The 15620-nt window shown below is 63.1% G+C and carries 12 protein-coding genes; all 12 read left to right on the top strand.

Features of this window, described 5'->3' with window-relative positions; translation table 11 throughout:
* The first annotated feature begins 176 nt into the window (after nucleotides 1-176).
* The 12 genes from CXQ88_RS05440 to uidB all read left to right on the top strand — a co-directional run bounded on the left by CXQ88_RS05440 (nucleotide 177) and on the right by uidB (nucleotide 15582).
* Entirely contained in the window at nucleotides 177-1025 is an 849-nt protein-coding gene (locus CXQ88_RS05440; protein ID WP_104043153.1) for a sugar phosphate isomerase/epimerase family protein, read from the top strand.
* Complete coding sequence (locus tag CXQ88_RS05435; protein WP_104043152.1) at nucleotides 1022-2035, top strand: Gfo/Idh/MocA family protein; 1014 nt, start codon at nucleotides 1022-1024, stop codon at nucleotides 2033-2035. Before CXQ88_RS05440 ends, CXQ88_RS05435 begins: the two co-directional genes overlap by 4 nt.
* Before the next feature lie 193 nt (nucleotides 2036-2228).
* The gene (locus CXQ88_RS05430; RefSeq protein WP_104043151.1) at nucleotides 2229-3752 is read left to right on the top strand and encodes an ABC transporter substrate-binding protein; all 1524 of its coding nucleotides are present in this window, start codon (nucleotides 2229-2231) and stop codon (nucleotides 3750-3752) included.
* Nucleotides 3753-3871: 119 nt separating this feature from the next.
* The gene (locus CXQ88_RS05425; protein WP_104043150.1) at nucleotides 3872-4813 is read left to right on the top strand and encodes an ABC transporter permease; all 942 of its coding nucleotides are present in this window, start codon (nucleotides 3872-3874) and stop codon (nucleotides 4811-4813) included.
* Nucleotides 4810-6684 carry a dipeptide/oligopeptide/nickel ABC transporter permease/ATP-binding protein gene (locus CXQ88_RS05420; RefSeq protein WP_104043149.1) on the top strand — a complete coding sequence of 625 codons (1875 nt, stop codon included), beginning with the start codon at nucleotides 4810-4812 and terminating at the stop codon, nucleotides 6682-6684. Before CXQ88_RS05425 ends, CXQ88_RS05420 begins: the two co-directional genes overlap by 4 nt.
* Nucleotides 6681-7586, top strand: coding sequence for an ATP-binding cassette domain-containing protein (locus CXQ88_RS05415; RefSeq protein WP_258061695.1), 906 nt, complete (start codon nucleotides 6681-6683; stop codon nucleotides 7584-7586). Before CXQ88_RS05420 ends, CXQ88_RS05415 begins: the two co-directional genes overlap by 4 nt.
* A gap of 47 nt (nucleotides 7587-7633) precedes the next feature.
* On the top strand, nucleotides 7634-8494 hold the full coding sequence (locus CXQ88_RS05410) for a sugar phosphate isomerase/epimerase family protein (protein ID WP_258061694.1): 861 nt from the start codon (nucleotides 7634-7636) through the stop codon (nucleotides 8492-8494).
* Nucleotides 8495-8556: 62 nt separating this feature from the next.
* Nucleotides 8557-9723, top strand: coding sequence for a Gfo/Idh/MocA family protein (locus CXQ88_RS05405; RefSeq protein WP_104043148.1), 1167 nt, complete (start codon nucleotides 8557-8559; stop codon nucleotides 9721-9723).
* 148 nt (nucleotides 9724-9871) lie between these two features.
* Nucleotides 9872-10933, top strand: coding sequence for a LacI family DNA-binding transcriptional regulator (locus CXQ88_RS05400; protein ID WP_104043147.1), 1062 nt, complete (start codon nucleotides 9872-9874; stop codon nucleotides 10931-10933).
* Nucleotides 10934-11008: 75 nt separating this feature from the next.
* A complete protein-coding gene (gene uxaC / locus CXQ88_RS05395) occupies nucleotides 11009-12415 on the top strand; it encodes a glucuronate isomerase (protein ID WP_104043146.1) in 1407 nt (468 codons plus the stop codon).
* Nucleotides 12412-13836 (top strand): mannitol dehydrogenase family protein, encoded by a 1425-nt coding sequence (locus tag CXQ88_RS05390; RefSeq protein ID WP_104043145.1) that lies wholly within the window; start codon nucleotides 12412-12414, stop codon nucleotides 13834-13836. The genes uxaC and CXQ88_RS05390 overlap by 4 nt, the downstream gene beginning before the upstream one ends.
* A 291-nt stretch (nucleotides 13837-14127) precedes the next feature.
* Nucleotides 14128-15582, top strand: coding sequence for a glucuronide transporter (gene uidB, locus CXQ88_RS05385; RefSeq protein WP_104043144.1), 1455 nt, complete (start codon nucleotides 14128-14130; stop codon nucleotides 15580-15582).
* The last annotated feature ends 38 nt before the right edge of the window (nucleotides 15583-15620 follow it).

Here is a 15620-nt window from a genome sequence, read left to right as displayed (position 1 = left end):
CGGTTGCCACAGTCCTGTAGTTCCTAGATTGCCACAGCATGCAACTACTTGGCAATCGGTTGTCATTAATCGCTGTGCTGTCTAGACTTAGGGGAGCACTTGCTGTGAACTGAGTCACCCGTGCGCCGGAACGGCACCAAGGCTGTCCCGTCGCGGGCACACCTAAGGAGATTTCCGTGACCGAAACATCAAAGACCGTCTGGCCGCTCTCAGGATTCGGCGACGAGGTTGATCCGGATCCCTCCGTCCAGGCTGCTGTCCTGCTGGCCCTGGGTGCGAGCTACATCGAAGTACGCAGCGCCTGGGGGGTCAATGTCTCCGAACTGACGCCGGCACAGGTATCCGAACTCAGGGAAATCCTGGACGCCAAAGGCCTGAAGGTTTCCGCAGTAGCAAGCCCCATCGGCAAGGTGGACATCAGCCTGCCTGTGGAGCACGAGGTGGAGCGCCTCCGCCAGATCATATCCGTGGCCAAAGGCCTCGATGCAAAGTACATCCGGATCTTCTCCTTCTTCCGTGGCGAAGAACAGACGCAGGAGGAAATCCGCGACGACGTCATCACACGCATGCGTGCACTGGCCGCTGAAGCCGAGAGTGCCGGCGTCGTCCTTCTGCACGAGAATGAAAAGGGCATCTACGGCGATACGCCGCAGCGCGTCCTGGACATCATGGAGTCCGTCGACTCTCCGGCCCTGCGTGCCGCCTGGGACAACGCCAACTTCGTCCAGGTGGGCGTCCGGCCCTACACCGACGGCTACGCCATGCTCCGCCCGTACCTGGAATACCTTCAGATCAAGGACGCCATCATGGCCACGGGTGAGGTGGTGCCGTCCGGTCAGGGCGATGGCGAACTGGACGCCACCATTGCGGCCCTGAAGGCGGACGGCTACGCAGGATTTGCCTCCCTTGAACCGCACCTGGCCAGCCACCATGAACTGGGCGGCTTCTCAGGGCCGGTTGCCTTCGGCGATGCGGCCCGCGCCTTCGCGATCCTTGCCGCCAAGAACGGAATCGAGCTTTCATGACCGGCCTCAAGGCTGCGGTTATTGGCTGCGGTGATGTATCGGCCGTGCACTTTGAGGCCATTGCAAAGCTCGACGGCGCGCGGCTGGCCGGGGTTTGTGACACGGACCCCGGCCGCCTTGCGGCAACTGTGGCCGTCTACGGCGTTCCGGGATTCCCGGACCACGCCAGCCTCATCGAGGCCATCGGTCCGGACGTTGTGCACATCACCACCCCGCACAACACCCATGCTGCTATTGCCGCGGACTGCCTTGGCCGCGGGGTCAACGTGATTGTGGAAAAGCCGCTGGCGCACACGCTCGAGGAGGGCCGGCGTCTGGTAGAGGCCTCCAAGGTGAGCACCGCCAAGATCGCCGTCTGCTTCCAAAACCGCTACAACTCCACCGCGCAGGCCATGCACGCACTGCTGTCCTCCGGCGAACTGGGCAGGCTAGTAGGGGCTTCCGCCACGGTGCTGTGGCACCGCGACGCGGGCTATTACCGCAGCCGGCCCTGGCGCGGTACTTGGGAAGGCGGTGGCGGCGGGCTCATGATGAACCAGGCGATCCACACCGTTGACCTGTTGCAGTGGCTGGTGGGCGACATCGTTTCGTTGTCCGGCAACGCCGCAACCAGGTTCCTGGGCGAAGCCATCGAGGTGGAGGACACGGCGGAGTTTGTTGCCGAGCACGCCAACGGTGCCCGCAGCGCCTTCTACGCCACACTGGCCAACGCGGTGAACGCGCCGGTCACTTTGGACATTGTCACGGAAAAAGCGACTCTCAGTCTTCGCGGGGATTTGACCGTCACGTATGCGGACGGCCAGGTGGACGTTGTCCCGGAGCGAGTGGTGGAGTCCGGCGGCCGCGCCTACTGGGGTGTCTCGCACGAGCTGCTTATCAGCGACTTCTATGCCCGGCTCGGGGAGTCCGGACCCTTCTGGATTGACCCGGAGGAGGCGGAGAAATCGCTGAAGATCGTCAAGGAAATCTACCTCCAGAGCTACCCTGACGCGGCGGCCCAGGTTTCCTAACCGCTGGTGGCAACCGGTTGAAAGCTTTAGAAACGTTTCATTCGCGGCCGTTTTCGCCGATTTTGCAACAGTATTGACAATCGGTTGCCAAAGATGGCAATTATGCGTATTCTGAATCTCGGAAGGTCGGTGTGGTGCACGCCACACCGGCCGGATTCATCCCACTCACGTTCCACAGATTCAGGAGCCAACAATGAAGTTAGGTCCCAAGGCGGCAGCAGCCGCCATTACCGTCAGTGCAGCACTGGCACTGACAGCCTGCGGCGGCAGCGCCACCAGCGGCACGGCAGCAGCCAAAACAACGACGCTTACCGTGGGTGCCATCCAGGAAATGCGCTCCTGGGATCCGGCACAGGCCCACGTCGGCCACTACCTCCAGCCCTACCAAGCCGCGTACGACTCTTTGGTCCTGCGGGAACCGGACGGCAAGCTCAGCCCCATGCTGGCCACCGAGTGGAAGTACAACGACACCAACACCAAGCTCACCGTGGACCTCCGCACGGACGTGACCTTCAGTGACGGCGCCCCGTTCAACGCTGAGGCAGCCAAGGCAAACCTGGACCACTTCAAGAAGGCCAACGGCCCGCAGATGGCCCAGCTCACCGCCGTCTCCGACGTCGCGGTTGTGGATGCCGACACGATCGAACTGAACCTCACAAGCCCGGATCCGTCCCTGGAGTTCTACCTCAGCCAGGCAGCCGGCCTGATGGGCAGCCCGAAGGCGCTGGGCACCGAAGGTATCAAGACCGAGCCCGTGGGCAGCGGCCCATACGTTATGGACAAGGCGGCCACGGTCAAGGACTCACAGTCTGTGTTCACGGCCCGCAAGGATTACTGGAACAAGGACATCCAGAAGTTCGAGAAAGTCACTTTCAAGATCCTGATTGACCTGACCGCCCGCACCAACGCCCTCGTTTCGGGCCAGGTGGACGCCACGCTGCTGGACCCCAAGACCGGCAAGCAGGCTGAAGGCGCCAAGATGAACCTGGTAGCCACCGAGGTGGACTGGCAGGGTCTCCTGCTGATGGACCGCGACGGTACCAAGAACCCCGCGCTGGGCAACGTCAAGGTCCGCCAGGCTATCAACCACGCCTTTGACCGCAAGACCATTGTGGACCAGGTGCTGATGGGCCAGGGCACCCCGACCTCGCAGCCGTTCGGCAAGGCCAGCGGGGCGTGGACTGAGGATCTGGAGAACTACTACAGCTACGATCCGGCCAAGGCCAAGTCGCTCCTCAAGGAAGCCGGCTACGAAACCGGCGTGGTCCTCGACGTCCCGGCTGTCCCGGGCTTCGAAACCCAGCTCGCGGTGGTCAAACAGCAGTTGTCCGATATCGGGATCACACTAAACGTCGGCGCCGCGATCACCAATACCTACACCACGGACATTTCGGCGCAGAAGTTCACCGCCATCTTATTCTCGCTGTTTCAGGGTGAGCCGTGGGTGGCCACCAACCAGATCGTCTCCACGAAGGCCCTCTACAACCCGTTCAAGAACACCACTCCCGAGCTCCAGGCCAAGATCGATGCCGTCGAGAAGGGTGGCAAGGACGCCGGCAAGGCGGCCCAGGAAGTCAACAAGTACGTTGTGGAGCAGGCATGGTTCGCCCCGCTGTACCGGGTGAACCAGATGTATTACCACAACTCCAAGGTCGCGGTGGAACCTCAGGTCCAGCAGGCCGTTCCGTCGATCTACAACTACTCACCCGCCAAGTAATCCGCCAGGAATTACCAGGGACGTAGCCACACAAAAACCTGCGCCATTCCGGCAGCCCACCACCCACGATGGGCTGCCGGACCGGGCAACCAATCTATGCCAGTTCACTGGAGCCAGCAATGATCACCTTCATCCTTAAACGCCTCGGCAGCGGACTCGTAGTCCTGTTCGCCGTCTCGATCCTCGTCTTTTCCCTGCTTTACGTATCGAGCGGCAGTATTGCGCGGAACATCCTGGGCGACCAGGCCACACCGGAGCAGCTGGCCGTGAAAGAAGCCGAACTGGGGCTCGACCAGCCCATCATGACGCGCTACTTCAGCTGGCTCACGGGAGCCCTGCAGGGGGACTTGGGCACATCCTGGTTCACCTCTGAACCCGTGGCCAACGCCCTCGCTACCCGCATCCCGGTCACGATGACCATGGTGATTGTAGCCATGATTCTGATCGCCATCATCGCCACTCTCATTGGTGTTGCCGCAGCGGTGAAGCGCGGCTGGGTGGACCGTGTGGTCCAGATCGGTGCCATCATCGGCGACTCCGTCCCCGGCTTCGTGATCGGCATCATCCTGGTGACCATCCTGGCCATCCAGATGGGCTTATTCCCGGCCACCAGCACCATTTCGACCGGCGCCGGAGCAGATGCCTGGATGCTGTCCCTGGCTCTTCCGGTGATCGCATTGCTGATCAATGGCGTCACCGGCGGCGCACAGCAGATCCGCAGTGCCGTCATCAAACAGCTCGAACGCGACTACGTCCGGACTCTCCGCAGCCGCGGCATCGGTGAACGCGAGGTCCTGTTCAAGCATGTCCTGCGCAGCGCAGCCCCGGCCGGCCTGACCGTGCTCAGCCTCCAGCTGATAGGCATGCTCGGCGGTGTGGTCATCATCGAGACGATCTTTGCCCTTCCCGGCATGGGGCCGCTCGCCGTAGCCGCGACCGCCCAGAGCGATCAGCCCGTGGTTATGGGCGTTGTTATGTACACTGTCGCCGTTGTTATTGTGGTCAACCTCATTGTTGACCTGCTCAACGGCTGGCTCAACCCGAAGGTGCGTGTCTCGTGACAGAGTCCGTCGAAACCTCAGCTCTGACGCCCGCCCCCGGCACGTCGGGCCAGACTGGGACCGTCGTCCGGTCAACAGTCCTCAAGCGCCTGTTCAAGAATCCTCTCGGCATTGTCGCCATCGTCATTTTGCTGGCAATGGCAGTGATGGCCGTCTTCGCCGATGTCCTGGCCCCTTTCGACGAGAACTTTGCCAACATCTCCAAGACCCTCGCCGCGCCGGACGCCGTCAACGTCCTGGGCACGGACAGCTCAGGACGCGACGTCTGGAGCCGGCTGCTCTTCGGGGCACAGCTGACCCTCACCTCAGCGCTCCTTTGCGCCGCCGTCGCCATCGCCATCGGCCTGCCCGCCGGTCTGGTGGCCGGCTACTATGCCGGCAAATTCGAAGCAGTCTCCAACTGGGTCGTCAGCATCCTGATGAGCCTCCCCGGCCTGATCGTCCTCCTCACCATCCGGGCCGCTTTCGGTCCGTCAGTATGGATTGCCATGATCGCGTTCGGTGTGCTGATCAGCCCTTCCTACTTCCGGCTGACACGATCAGCGGTGCAGTCGGTACGCAACGAGCTTTACGTAGATGCCGCCCGCGTCTCCGGTCTGTCCGACCTCAGTATCATCACCCGCCACATCTTCTCCGTGGTCCGAGCGCCCATCATCATCCAGACGGCCGCGATCGCCGGCGTCGCCATTGCCATCCAGTCCGGACTTGAGTTCCTGGGGCTGGGCGATCCGGCCAAGGCAACCTGGGGCGTGATGCTCAGTGAAGGATTTAAAAACGTCTACCTCACGCCGACGCTGCTGTTCTGGCCGGCGTTTGCCATGGCGCTGACCATCGGCGCCCTGGTCCTGCTGGGCAACGCCATCCGGGATGCCCTGGAAGACGGCGAAAAGATCAAGCACCGCAGGCAGAAAGCACATCAGGTTGAAGGTGCTGCCGCAGCGAGCGCCGCCAAGGCAGCGCGCAAGACCATTGCCGCCGTCGAGGCCGGAACCGAACACCACCTGGTCAAGGTGACCAACCTTGGCGTCGGCTACCCCCAGGCCGACGGATCCATCAAGAAGGTGGTGGACGACGTTTCCTTCCACGTTGACCGGGGCGAAATCCTCGGCATCGTGGGCGAATCGGGGTCGGGCAAATCCCAGACGGCCTTCTCCATCCTGGGCCTGCTGCCGGATACGGCACGCATCGTGGGCGGCGCCATCCAGTTCGATGGCAACTACACGGTGGCTCCCGGTGAGGACAAGGTCAACCAGGACCGCCTCTCCAAGCTCCGTGGCAAGCGGATTTCCTACATCCCGCAGGAGCCCATGAGCAACCTGGACCCAGCCTTCACGATCGGCTACCAGCTGGTCACCCCCATGGTGCGGATCCTGGGAATCACCAAGGCCGAAGCCACCAGGCGGGCGATGAAGCTGCTCTCCGACGTCGGCATCGTCAACCCGGACCGGACCTTCAAGGCCTACCCCCACGAGGTCTCCGGCGGCATGGCCCAGCGTGTGCTCATCGCCGGCGCCATCAGCTGCGAACCGGACCTCATCATCGCCGATGAACCGACCACCGCCCTGGACGTCACCGTGCAGGCCGACGTTTTGGACCTCATCCGTGACCTCCAGCGCCGCCTCGGCGTCGGCGTCATCCTGGTGACCCACAACTTCGGCGTGGTTGCTGACCTCTGCGACCGCGTGGTGGTCATGCAGAACGGCCGGCTCGTGGAGGAAGGCCCCGTGCGGGAGATCCTGCGCGAACCGAAGGAAAGCTACACCCAGGCCCTGCTGGCTTCAATGCTGGAAGGCAAGGAACCCATGACCATGCTGATGTCAGCTGCTTCGTCTTCCACTGCGTCACCAACTGACAAGGAGAACGTACTGTGACTGTATCTGCAGCCTTGGGCGCGGAGGGATCAGCGCCGGCACGCAAAGAACTCCTTCGGGTGGAAAACCTAGTGGTGGAGTACGCCGGCAAGGGGTTCCGTGCACGGAAGTTCCGAGCCCTGACGGATATCAACATCAGCATCGGCCAGGGGGAGACCCTGGGCCTGGTGGGGGAGTCGGGCTCCGGCAAGACCACCCTGGGACGGTCTGTGCTGGGTCTCGCGCCGGTGAGCGGCGGCAGGATCACCTTCGAAGGCCAGGACATCAGCCACGCCACCCGGAAGCAGCGCCGCGTCCTCAGCCGAGACATGCAGGTGGTTTTCCAGGATCCGTACACATCGTTGAACCCGGCCCTGGAGATCGGCGACATCCTTGCCGAATCCCTGGGCGTCCAGGGCATGGAGACGACAGCAGCCAAGAAGCGCGTGAAGGAGCTCCTGGACCAGGTTGGCCTGCCGTCGGACGCTATCCACCGCCTGCCGCGGGAGTTCAGCGGCGGCCAGCGCCAGCGCGTGGCCATTGCCCGCGCCCTGGCGCTGTCTCCGAAGCTCATCGTCTGTGATGAGCCGGTCAGTGCGTTGGACTTGTCCACCCAGGCCCGCGTTTTGGACCTCTTTCTGCAAATCCAGAAAGACACTGGCGTCTCCTACCTGTTTGTCTCCCACGACCTTGACGTGGTCCGCCACATCAGCCACCGTGTAGCCGTGATGTACCGCGGAGAAATCGTGGAGCAGGGGCCCGCATCGGTAGTCACAGGGAACCCCGAACACCCCTACACCCAGCGGTTGCTGCTCGCGTCACCCGTGCCGGATCCGGACCGCCAGGAGAAGCGCCGTGCCGACCGCCACCGGCTGTTCGAAGAACAGCGCCAGCAGAACGAGCAGGCAGCTGCCTTTGCCTAGGGCTCGTGCCCGCACCAACTCAACAGCAACAACAATGGAGGAATAACGTGGCCAAAATTGGCGTACAGGCAATGATGCTGAAGGACAGCTTCACCGAAGTCGGGGCGTTCGAAACGCTCCGCAAGGTCAGTGACATCGGCTTCAACGCCGTCGAGATCTCCCAAATCCCGATGACGCCGGAAAATGTCGCTGAACTGGACCGGTCCCGCAGTGAGCTGGGCATGGACATCGCAGCCCTGTCCGTGGCCATGGAGACCCCCAAGGGCCGGCCCGGCGATTCGCTGGCGGAGCACTTTGACAAGATTGTGGACGACGCAAAGAGCCTGGACTCGAAGTTGCTGCGGATCGGTATGCTGCCGTTCGGGGCGATGACGTCCATTGGCGCCGTCATCGACTTCGCCAAGCAGGCCAACGAATACGCCGAGCGGCTGCAGGAGCAGGGCCTGGGCCTGTACTACCACAACCACCACATCGAGTTCGCAAAGTTCGACGGCAAGTACATGCTGGACATCATCGCCGAGAACTCCCCGGCCATGGGCATGGAAGTCGACGTGCACTGGGTGCAGCGCGGCGGCCTGGACCCGGTCCGCACCCTGGAAAAGTACGCCGGCCGCACGGCCATGGTTCACCTGAAGGATTACCGGATCGGCCAAATGCCGGAATCGGCTATGGGGCTGCTGGATTCCGGGGACTTTATGGGCTTCATGCAGGAGTTCAAGAACGTCGTCCAGTTCGCCGAAGTGGGCGAGGGCAACCTGGACTTCGCGTCCATCATTCCGGCAGCGCAGGCTGCCGGTGCTGAATACCTGCTGGTGGAGCAGGACGAACTCTATGGCCGCACGGTTTGGGAAGCGCTGCAGACGTCCTACGACAACCTGGTTGCACTAGGCCAGTCCGAGCTCTTCTAACCGACACCCACTTCCCCAATTTGGTATCGACAAGCTCAACCAACAAAGAAGGATAAATAACTGTGAGCAAGAAAGTACGCCTCGGCATCATCGGCCTGGGCCAGCAGGGCGGCATGTACGCAAAGTTCATCACGGACGGTGCAGTCCCCAATATGGTGATCGGAGCCATCTGCGACACCGATCCGGCCAAAAAGGCCCTCGCCTCGGAGACCTACCCGGACGCTCCATTCTACGATGACTACATCGCCATGCTGGAAAGCGGCGACGTTGACGCCGTCGTGACCTGTGTTCCGCACTTCCTGCACCCGGAAATGGGCATTGAAACGCTCAAGCGCAACATCCACGCGCTCGTGGAGAAGCCGGCCGGCGTCTACACCAAGCAGGTCAAGGAACTGAACGAGTTTGCTGCCAGCAAGCCGGAACTGTCCTTCGGCATCATGTTCAACCAGCGCAACAACCCGCTGTACAAGAAGCTCAAAGAGATCGTGGACAACGGCGAGATCGGCAAGATCCGCCGCAGTAACTGGATCATCACCAACTGGTGGCGTCCGCAGGGTTACTACAACTCCAGCGAATGGCGCGCAACGTGGGGCGGCGAGGGCGGCGGCGTCCTGGTCAACCAGGCACCGCACCAGCTGGACCTGTGGCAGTGGATCTGCGGCGTGCCGAAGTCCGTCTACTCCAAGGTTTCCTTCGGCTTCCGCCGCGACATTGCTGTCGAAGATGAAGTGACTGCGGTGGCTGACTACGGAGAGGGCGTTACCGGCGTCTTTGTCACGGCCACGCACGATCTGACTGGCACGGACCGCTTCGAGATTCTGGGTGACCAGGGCAAGATCGTCGTCGAAGGCAGCAAGACCGCCACCGTGACACGCCTGAAGAAGCCTGAGCGCGAACTCAGCGACGGCATGGGCATGGACGATGTCCGCAAGCTCTTCATGGGCGAACTGAACCCGGAGGAGTACTACACCACCGAGGTCATCGAGTTCGAGTCCGCGTGGGGTGCCCAGCACTCCGGCGTTCTGGAGAACTTCGCCGCCAACATCCTGGACGGCACCCCGCTGCTCGCTCCCGGCTCTGACGGCATCAACGGCGTCCGCCTGGCCAACGCCATCCACCTTTCCGCCTGGACGGGTAAGGAAGTTGGCCTGGACTTCAACGAGGACGTGTTCCTCGCCGAACTCAACAAGCGCATCGCGGACGAAGGCAAGTTCCCCGAGCGCTCCTAGCTGCCGGCCAGCAACCAGCCTCGGCAAGTGGCGCTGGCAACCGCTGGCCTTTTTGCAGCCCAACCAGGTAGCGCTAAGTGTCGTTTTGACGCCCCAAAACGACACTTAGCGCGACTCAGTTGGGTGGTTTCCTCGTTAGGATGGGGCGGTGACCGAACCCAAGACGCAGGGCCCTGCCGCATCGCCGGAAACTGGCAAGAAGCCAGCCCGCAACGGTAAGGCCAACGCCACCATCTACGACATCGCCAAGCTTGCCGGCGTCAACCCTTCCACCGTATCCAGGGCGCTCAGCAAGCCCGGCAGGGTCAGCGCCAAAACACAGAAGCTCATCGAGGACGCCGCCGCCCAGCTGAACTACCAGGTCAACCCGTTCGCCCGTGCACTGCCCACCGGCCGGACCAACACCTTCGGCCTGATAGTTGCCGACATCACCAACCCCACGTTTTTTGACATCATCCGCGGCGCCCAAATCACCGGCACCCGGCGTGACTACACCTTGGTGCTGGCCGAATCCGCCGAGTCAGCCGTCACCGAACTGACGGCAGCACGGCGCATGATGACCACCGTGGACGGCCTGATCCTCGCCAGCCCGCGCATGGACGACGACGACATCCGGGCCCTGGCCCGCGACAAACCCGTCGTAGTCATCAACCGCGAGGTGGAGGACGTGCCCTGTGTCATCCCCGATGTGCGCAAGGGCATTGGCGAGGCGGTCCGCAGCCTAGCGGGCAACGGACACAAGAAGCTGGCGTTCGTCGCCGGCCCCGCGCGGTCCTGGATGTCGGCGCGGCGCTGGGAAGGCGCACAGGCTGCCTGCGAATGGTCCCACCTTGAGGCAGTGCGCGTGGAGTCCAGCAAACCAACGGTCGACGGCGGCAGGCAGGTTGCGCGCGACGTGCTGGCCACCGGAGCCACGGCTGTGCTGACGTACAACGACCTCCTGGCCATAGGCCTCATGCAGGAACTGCAGGCCGGCGGCATGGCCGTGCCCGACCAGATCAGCATCGTGGGCTTCGACGACATCTTCGGTGCGGACTTCACCACCCCGCCGCTGACCACCGTACGTTCGCCGCTGGGCGAGTGCGGCGCCGGCGCCGCCACGCGGCTGCTTGACTTATTGCAGGGCAGCGGGGAACCCGCAGGGACCTTGCGCGTGGAAACGGAGCTCGTGCTGCGCGGCTCCAGCGGACGGGTTTTCCCGGCGGGCTGAACCCCAGTAGAAACGGTGGTGGCAAGTTTTGGCAACCGGTTGACAAATGCTGCGCTCAACCCGGATTATTGACTTATGTCACAGTCGATTGCTGCCAACCCAGACCGGCTCCTGCCCGCTGATCCCGGAACCCGCGCCATTGCGCGTGAACTCCTGCAGCGCGTTCAGGACCTCCCCATCATCTCCCCGCACGGGCACGTTGACGCCGCAGTCATCGAGCAGAACACCCCGTTCCCGGACCCGGCAGCGCTGCTGGTCAGCCCGGACCATTACGTCACCCGGCTGATCCACGCCAGCGGTGTTCCGCTGGACCGGCTCCGGCAATCGAACACATCGCAGCCGGACTCCCGCGACGTATGGCGCGAGTTCTGCAAAGCCTGGCCCTTGTTCGAGGGCACCGCCTCCGGCTACTGGCTCCGGACCCAGTTCTCCGGCGTTTTTGGCCTGCAGGGTGAGCTGAGCGCGGAATCAGCCGATGCCAGCTACGACGCCATCTCCACTAAGCTCCAGGAGCCCGGCTTCCGGCCCCGGGAGCTGTTCAAGGATTTCAACATCGAGGTCCTGGCCACCACGGATGATCCCCTCGACACCCTGGACAGCCACAAGGCCCTGGCGCAGGACCCCAGCTTCCATGGGCGTGTCCTGCCCACATTCCGCCCCGACGCCTACCTCAACATCGCCCACCCCGCATGGGCAGACAACGTGGACCGGCTTATCGCGGCAGCGGGCGACGGCGGCACGGGCTACGGTGCCTACCTCACCGCGCTGGAGAATCGGCGTCGTTATTTCGTGGAGCACGGTGCCGTCTCGGCAGACCACGGCGTCTTCACACCGGCAACGCTGAAGCTGGACGCTGCCGATGCCGCGAAACTGTTTGACCGGGCGCGCTCAGGCAAGGCTACGGCGCAGGACCGCGCGGACTTCGAAGCCCACATGATGTACCAGATGGCCCGGATGTCCGTGGAAGACGGCCTGGTGATGACCATCCACCCAGGGTCCTACCGCAACCACCACGAGCCCACCTTTAACAGCTTCGGCGCGGACACCGGGCACGACATCCCGTTCGCCATCAACTACACGGAGGCCATTCGGCCGGTCCTGCAGGACTTCGGCACTGCCAAGGACTTCCACCTGGTGCTCTTTACCTTGGACGAGACCGTGTTCTCCCGCGAACTGGCCCCCCTGGCCGGCTTCTACCCGTCTGTCTACATCGGCGCCCCATGGTGGTTCCTGGATGCCCCCGACGCAATGCTGCGGTTCCGCTCCGCCGTCACCGAGACCGCAGGCTTCTCCCGTTCCTCCGGGTTCATCGACGACACCAGGGCCTTCTGCTCCATCCCGGCCCGTCACGATGCTTCCCGCCGGATCGAAGCCTCCTTCCTGGCCCGCCTCGTTGCCGAGCACCGTGTCAGTGAAGACCGGGCCCACGAAATCATCGTGGACACCGTCGATTCCTCCCCGCGAAGGGTTTTCAAACTGTGAGCATCGAACAGACCGACGTAACAGGCAAGACTGCTGGATCCCTGCCGCAGTTGGACCGGACCCTGAACGTTTTCGCCAAGCCGCCGGTGCGGATCGTCCACCTGGGACTCGGTGCCTTCCACCGCTCGCACCAGGCCTGGTACACCAGCCAGGCCAGCGACGCCGCTGAGTGGGGCATTGCCTCTTTCACCGGCCGCCGCCCGGATGCTGCTCTGGCTCTTGCCGAGCAGGACGGCCTCTTCACGCTCGTGGAACGCGCTGACAGCGGTGACACGTTCGCCGTTGTCGGCAGCATCGTTGAACCGGCAGACGGTGCGGACGTGCAGCGGCTCGCGGAGCTCGTTTCGGCGCCTGCCACCGCCGTGGTAACCCTGACGGTCACCGAAGCGGCCTACCGGCTCGGTGCCGACGGACAGCTGGACACTGCGGCGTCCGACGTTGTCAGTGACCTTGCGCTGCTGGCTTCCGGCAGCGGAAACCCGTCGACGCCGCTGGGCCGGCTGGTCTTCGCTCTCGCTGCGCGGCGGACTGCCGGAGCCGGGCCGCTCGCCGTTGTCTGCTGCGATAACCTCGCTGACAACGGCATGGTAGCCCGCAAAGCTGTTACCGGGCTGGCTGCGGCCTGGGATGCGGAGCTCGCGGCCTGGGTTGCAGCGAACGTCAGCTTTGTTAGCACGTCCGTGGACCGCATCACTCCGCGCACCACGGACGCGGACATCGCCGCGGTCGAGGCCGCTTGCGGCTACCGCGACAACTCGCCCGTAGTGGCCGAGCCCTTCACCAACTGGGTGCTTAGCGGCGATTTCCCCGCCGGCCGTCCGCGCTGGGAAGCTGCTGGCGCGGTCTTCGTTGACCACATCGAGCCTTACGAGAACCGCAAGCTGTGGCTCCTGAACGGGGCTCATTCCCTGCTGGCCTACGCCGGCCAGCTCCGCGGACACACCACGGTAGCGCAGGCCCTCGCGGACCCGCAGTGCCTGAACGCCGTCGAAAGCTTCTGGGACGAGGCCGAAGCGAACCTGTCCGGTGGCGCGGACCTGCAGATCCCGGCGTACCGCGCCGCCCTGCTGGCCCGCTTCGGCAATGCGCGCATTGCCCACCACCTGGCCCAGATCGCAATGGACGGCAGCACTAAGCTGCGCATGCGGGCGGTGCCCGTCCTCCTGGCCGAACGCGCCCAGGGCAGGTCAGGTGCTGCTTCGGCCCTGATGATTGCGGCCTGGATTGATTTCAGCGCAGCAGCAGAGACATTCCACGATCCGCTGGCAATCGAAGTAGCCGACGCCAACAAGCTCGGCGGTACGGAACGCGTGCAGGCATTGCTGGCACTTGTGGACCCGGCTGTCGCGGCCGAGGACGCGGTGGTGGAGCTCGTTGCCGGCCTGCTGGGAACATTCGCTGCAGGCGCCGATTCCAGGTAACCGCAGCAGCGCTGTCTGTTCGTCCAGCACTGCCCGGTCCACGAGTAATGGACCGGGCAGTGCTGTTTTCATTCCAGAAGCTGTTTCATGAAGTTTCAATAAATAACGTTGGCAACCGCTTGCCATTTAATTGCCAAGTGACTAGGATTACAGGCAACGAGAAACACAGTGCGGCACGGCCGTCGGGTGCCGGGCATCACTAAGCCAGGCATCGCCACGATTTACCGCTTTATAGCATTTCCATATTTCGCCGGCCACCAAGGCGGCAGCGGGTAAAGGAGCCCAAATATCATGAAAAAGCTAAGCAAGCTCAGCGTCATCGGCTATGGGGCCGGCGATGCCGCAAACAACCTCGCTTTTACCACTGCCACGATGTTCCTGCTGGTGTACTACACGGACGTTGCAGGTATCTCCGCAGCGGCCGCCGGAACCCTGCTGCTCGTGGTCAGGCTGTTTGACGCTTTCGCTGACGTCTTCGCCGGCCGGCTCGTAGACCGGACCTACAGCAAGCGCTTCGGTAAGTTCCGTCCCTTCATTATGTTCGGCTCCATCCCGCTCCTGCTCCTAAGTGTGGCAACGTTCTCCGTCCCGCAGCTGGGTGAATCCGGGACGCTGCTCTACGCCTACGTCACCTATGCGGCCCTCGGCCTGGCCTACAGTCTCGTGAACATTCCTTACGGCTCGCTCGCCGGCGCCATGACCCAGGACCCGGGTGAGCGTGCCAAGCTGGGATCGGCCCGCATGATTGGCGGCCTGCTGGTGGGTTCGGGCCTTGGCATCTTCGTGGCACCGCTTATCAAGCCTGGCGCTGACCTGCAGTCAACCTTTACTACCATCACCCTCGTGTTTGTGGTGATCGGCGCGGCCCTCTACTTCTTCACGGTCCTGACCGCCAAGGAACGCGTCCACCGCGCCGTTCCGAATGTCTCCCTCAAGCAAAGCATCGAGACCCTCAAGGGCAACAAGCCGCTCCTGATGCTGTGCATCAGCTCTTTCTTCTTTCTCTCGGGCATGCTGGCGCTGACCTCTGTGCAGCTGTACTACCTGCGCGACGTCCTCGGCCGGCTGGATCTTTACCCCGTACTGTCCATCATCCAGCTCGTCCTGACGTTCGTGCTGGCTGCGATTATGCCCAAGCTGGTCCGCAGGATTGGCAAGAAGAGCATCTACATCTACTCTTCCCTGATCACTGTCGCCGGCGGCGTGGTTATCTTCTTAAGCCCGGCCAGCCAGGTCATGATCGGCTTCAGCGGCCTGGTACTCAGTCTCGTGGGTGTCCTGGCGATGAGCATCGTGGTGTGGGCCCTCGAAGCAGACACCGTGGAATACGGCGAGTGGAAGACTGGAGTCCGGACCGAGGGCATTACCTACGCGCTCTTCTCCTTTACCCGCAAGTCTGGCCAGGCCGTCGGTGGCGCACTCGCCGCCTATGCGCTCGCCCTCGGCGGTTACAAGTCCGGCGGAGTGGCCCAGACCCCCGAAGCAGTGTTCGGGATTCAGATCGCAGCGGGTGCACTGCCGGCCGTCCTGACGTTCCTGGCGGCATTGGTCATGACCAAGTACACGCTGACGGACGTCAAGCACGCGGAAATCCTTAAGGAGATCCAGGAACGCCGGACCAAAACAGTGGGCACTGGCGAAACCGCTGATGTCAGCCCCTCCGCGGACGCCGGCACCCCGGCTGCCGCCGCCACCCCCGCTGACTCCAACACCAGCACTGGCACCCGCAAAACCACCGGCCAATAAATTCCAGCAAGACCATCTGACCAGAAATCCCCCGAAAG

The organism is Arthrobacter sp. ZGTC412 (genome assembly GCF_002929215.1).
Taxonomy (GTDB): domain Bacteria; phylum Actinomycetota; class Actinomycetes; order Actinomycetales; family Micrococcaceae; genus Arthrobacter.
This window is presented reverse-complemented; position numbering and strand designations above follow the sequence as displayed.

Bases quoted from the DNA above. Each gene is read 5' to 3' on its own strand.
- CXQ88_RS05425 (WP_104043150.1), top strand. From the start codon at position 3,872: ATGATCACCTTCATCCTTAAACGCCTCGGCAGCGGACTCGTAGTCCTG.
- uidB (WP_104043144.1), top strand. From the start codon at position 14,128: ATGAAAAAGCTAAGCAAGCTCAGCGTCATCGGCTATGGGGCCGGCGAT.
- CXQ88_RS05430 (WP_104043151.1), top strand. From the start codon at position 2,229: ATGAAGTTAGGTCCCAAGGCGGCAGCAGCCGCCATTACCGTCAGTGCA.
- CXQ88_RS05435 (WP_104043152.1), top strand. From the start codon at position 1,022: ATGACCGGCCTCAAGGCTGCGGTTATTGGCTGCGGTGATGTATCGGCC.
- uxaC (WP_104043146.1), top strand. From the start codon at position 11,009: ATGTCACAGTCGATTGCTGCCAACCCAGACCGGCTCCTGCCCGCTGAT.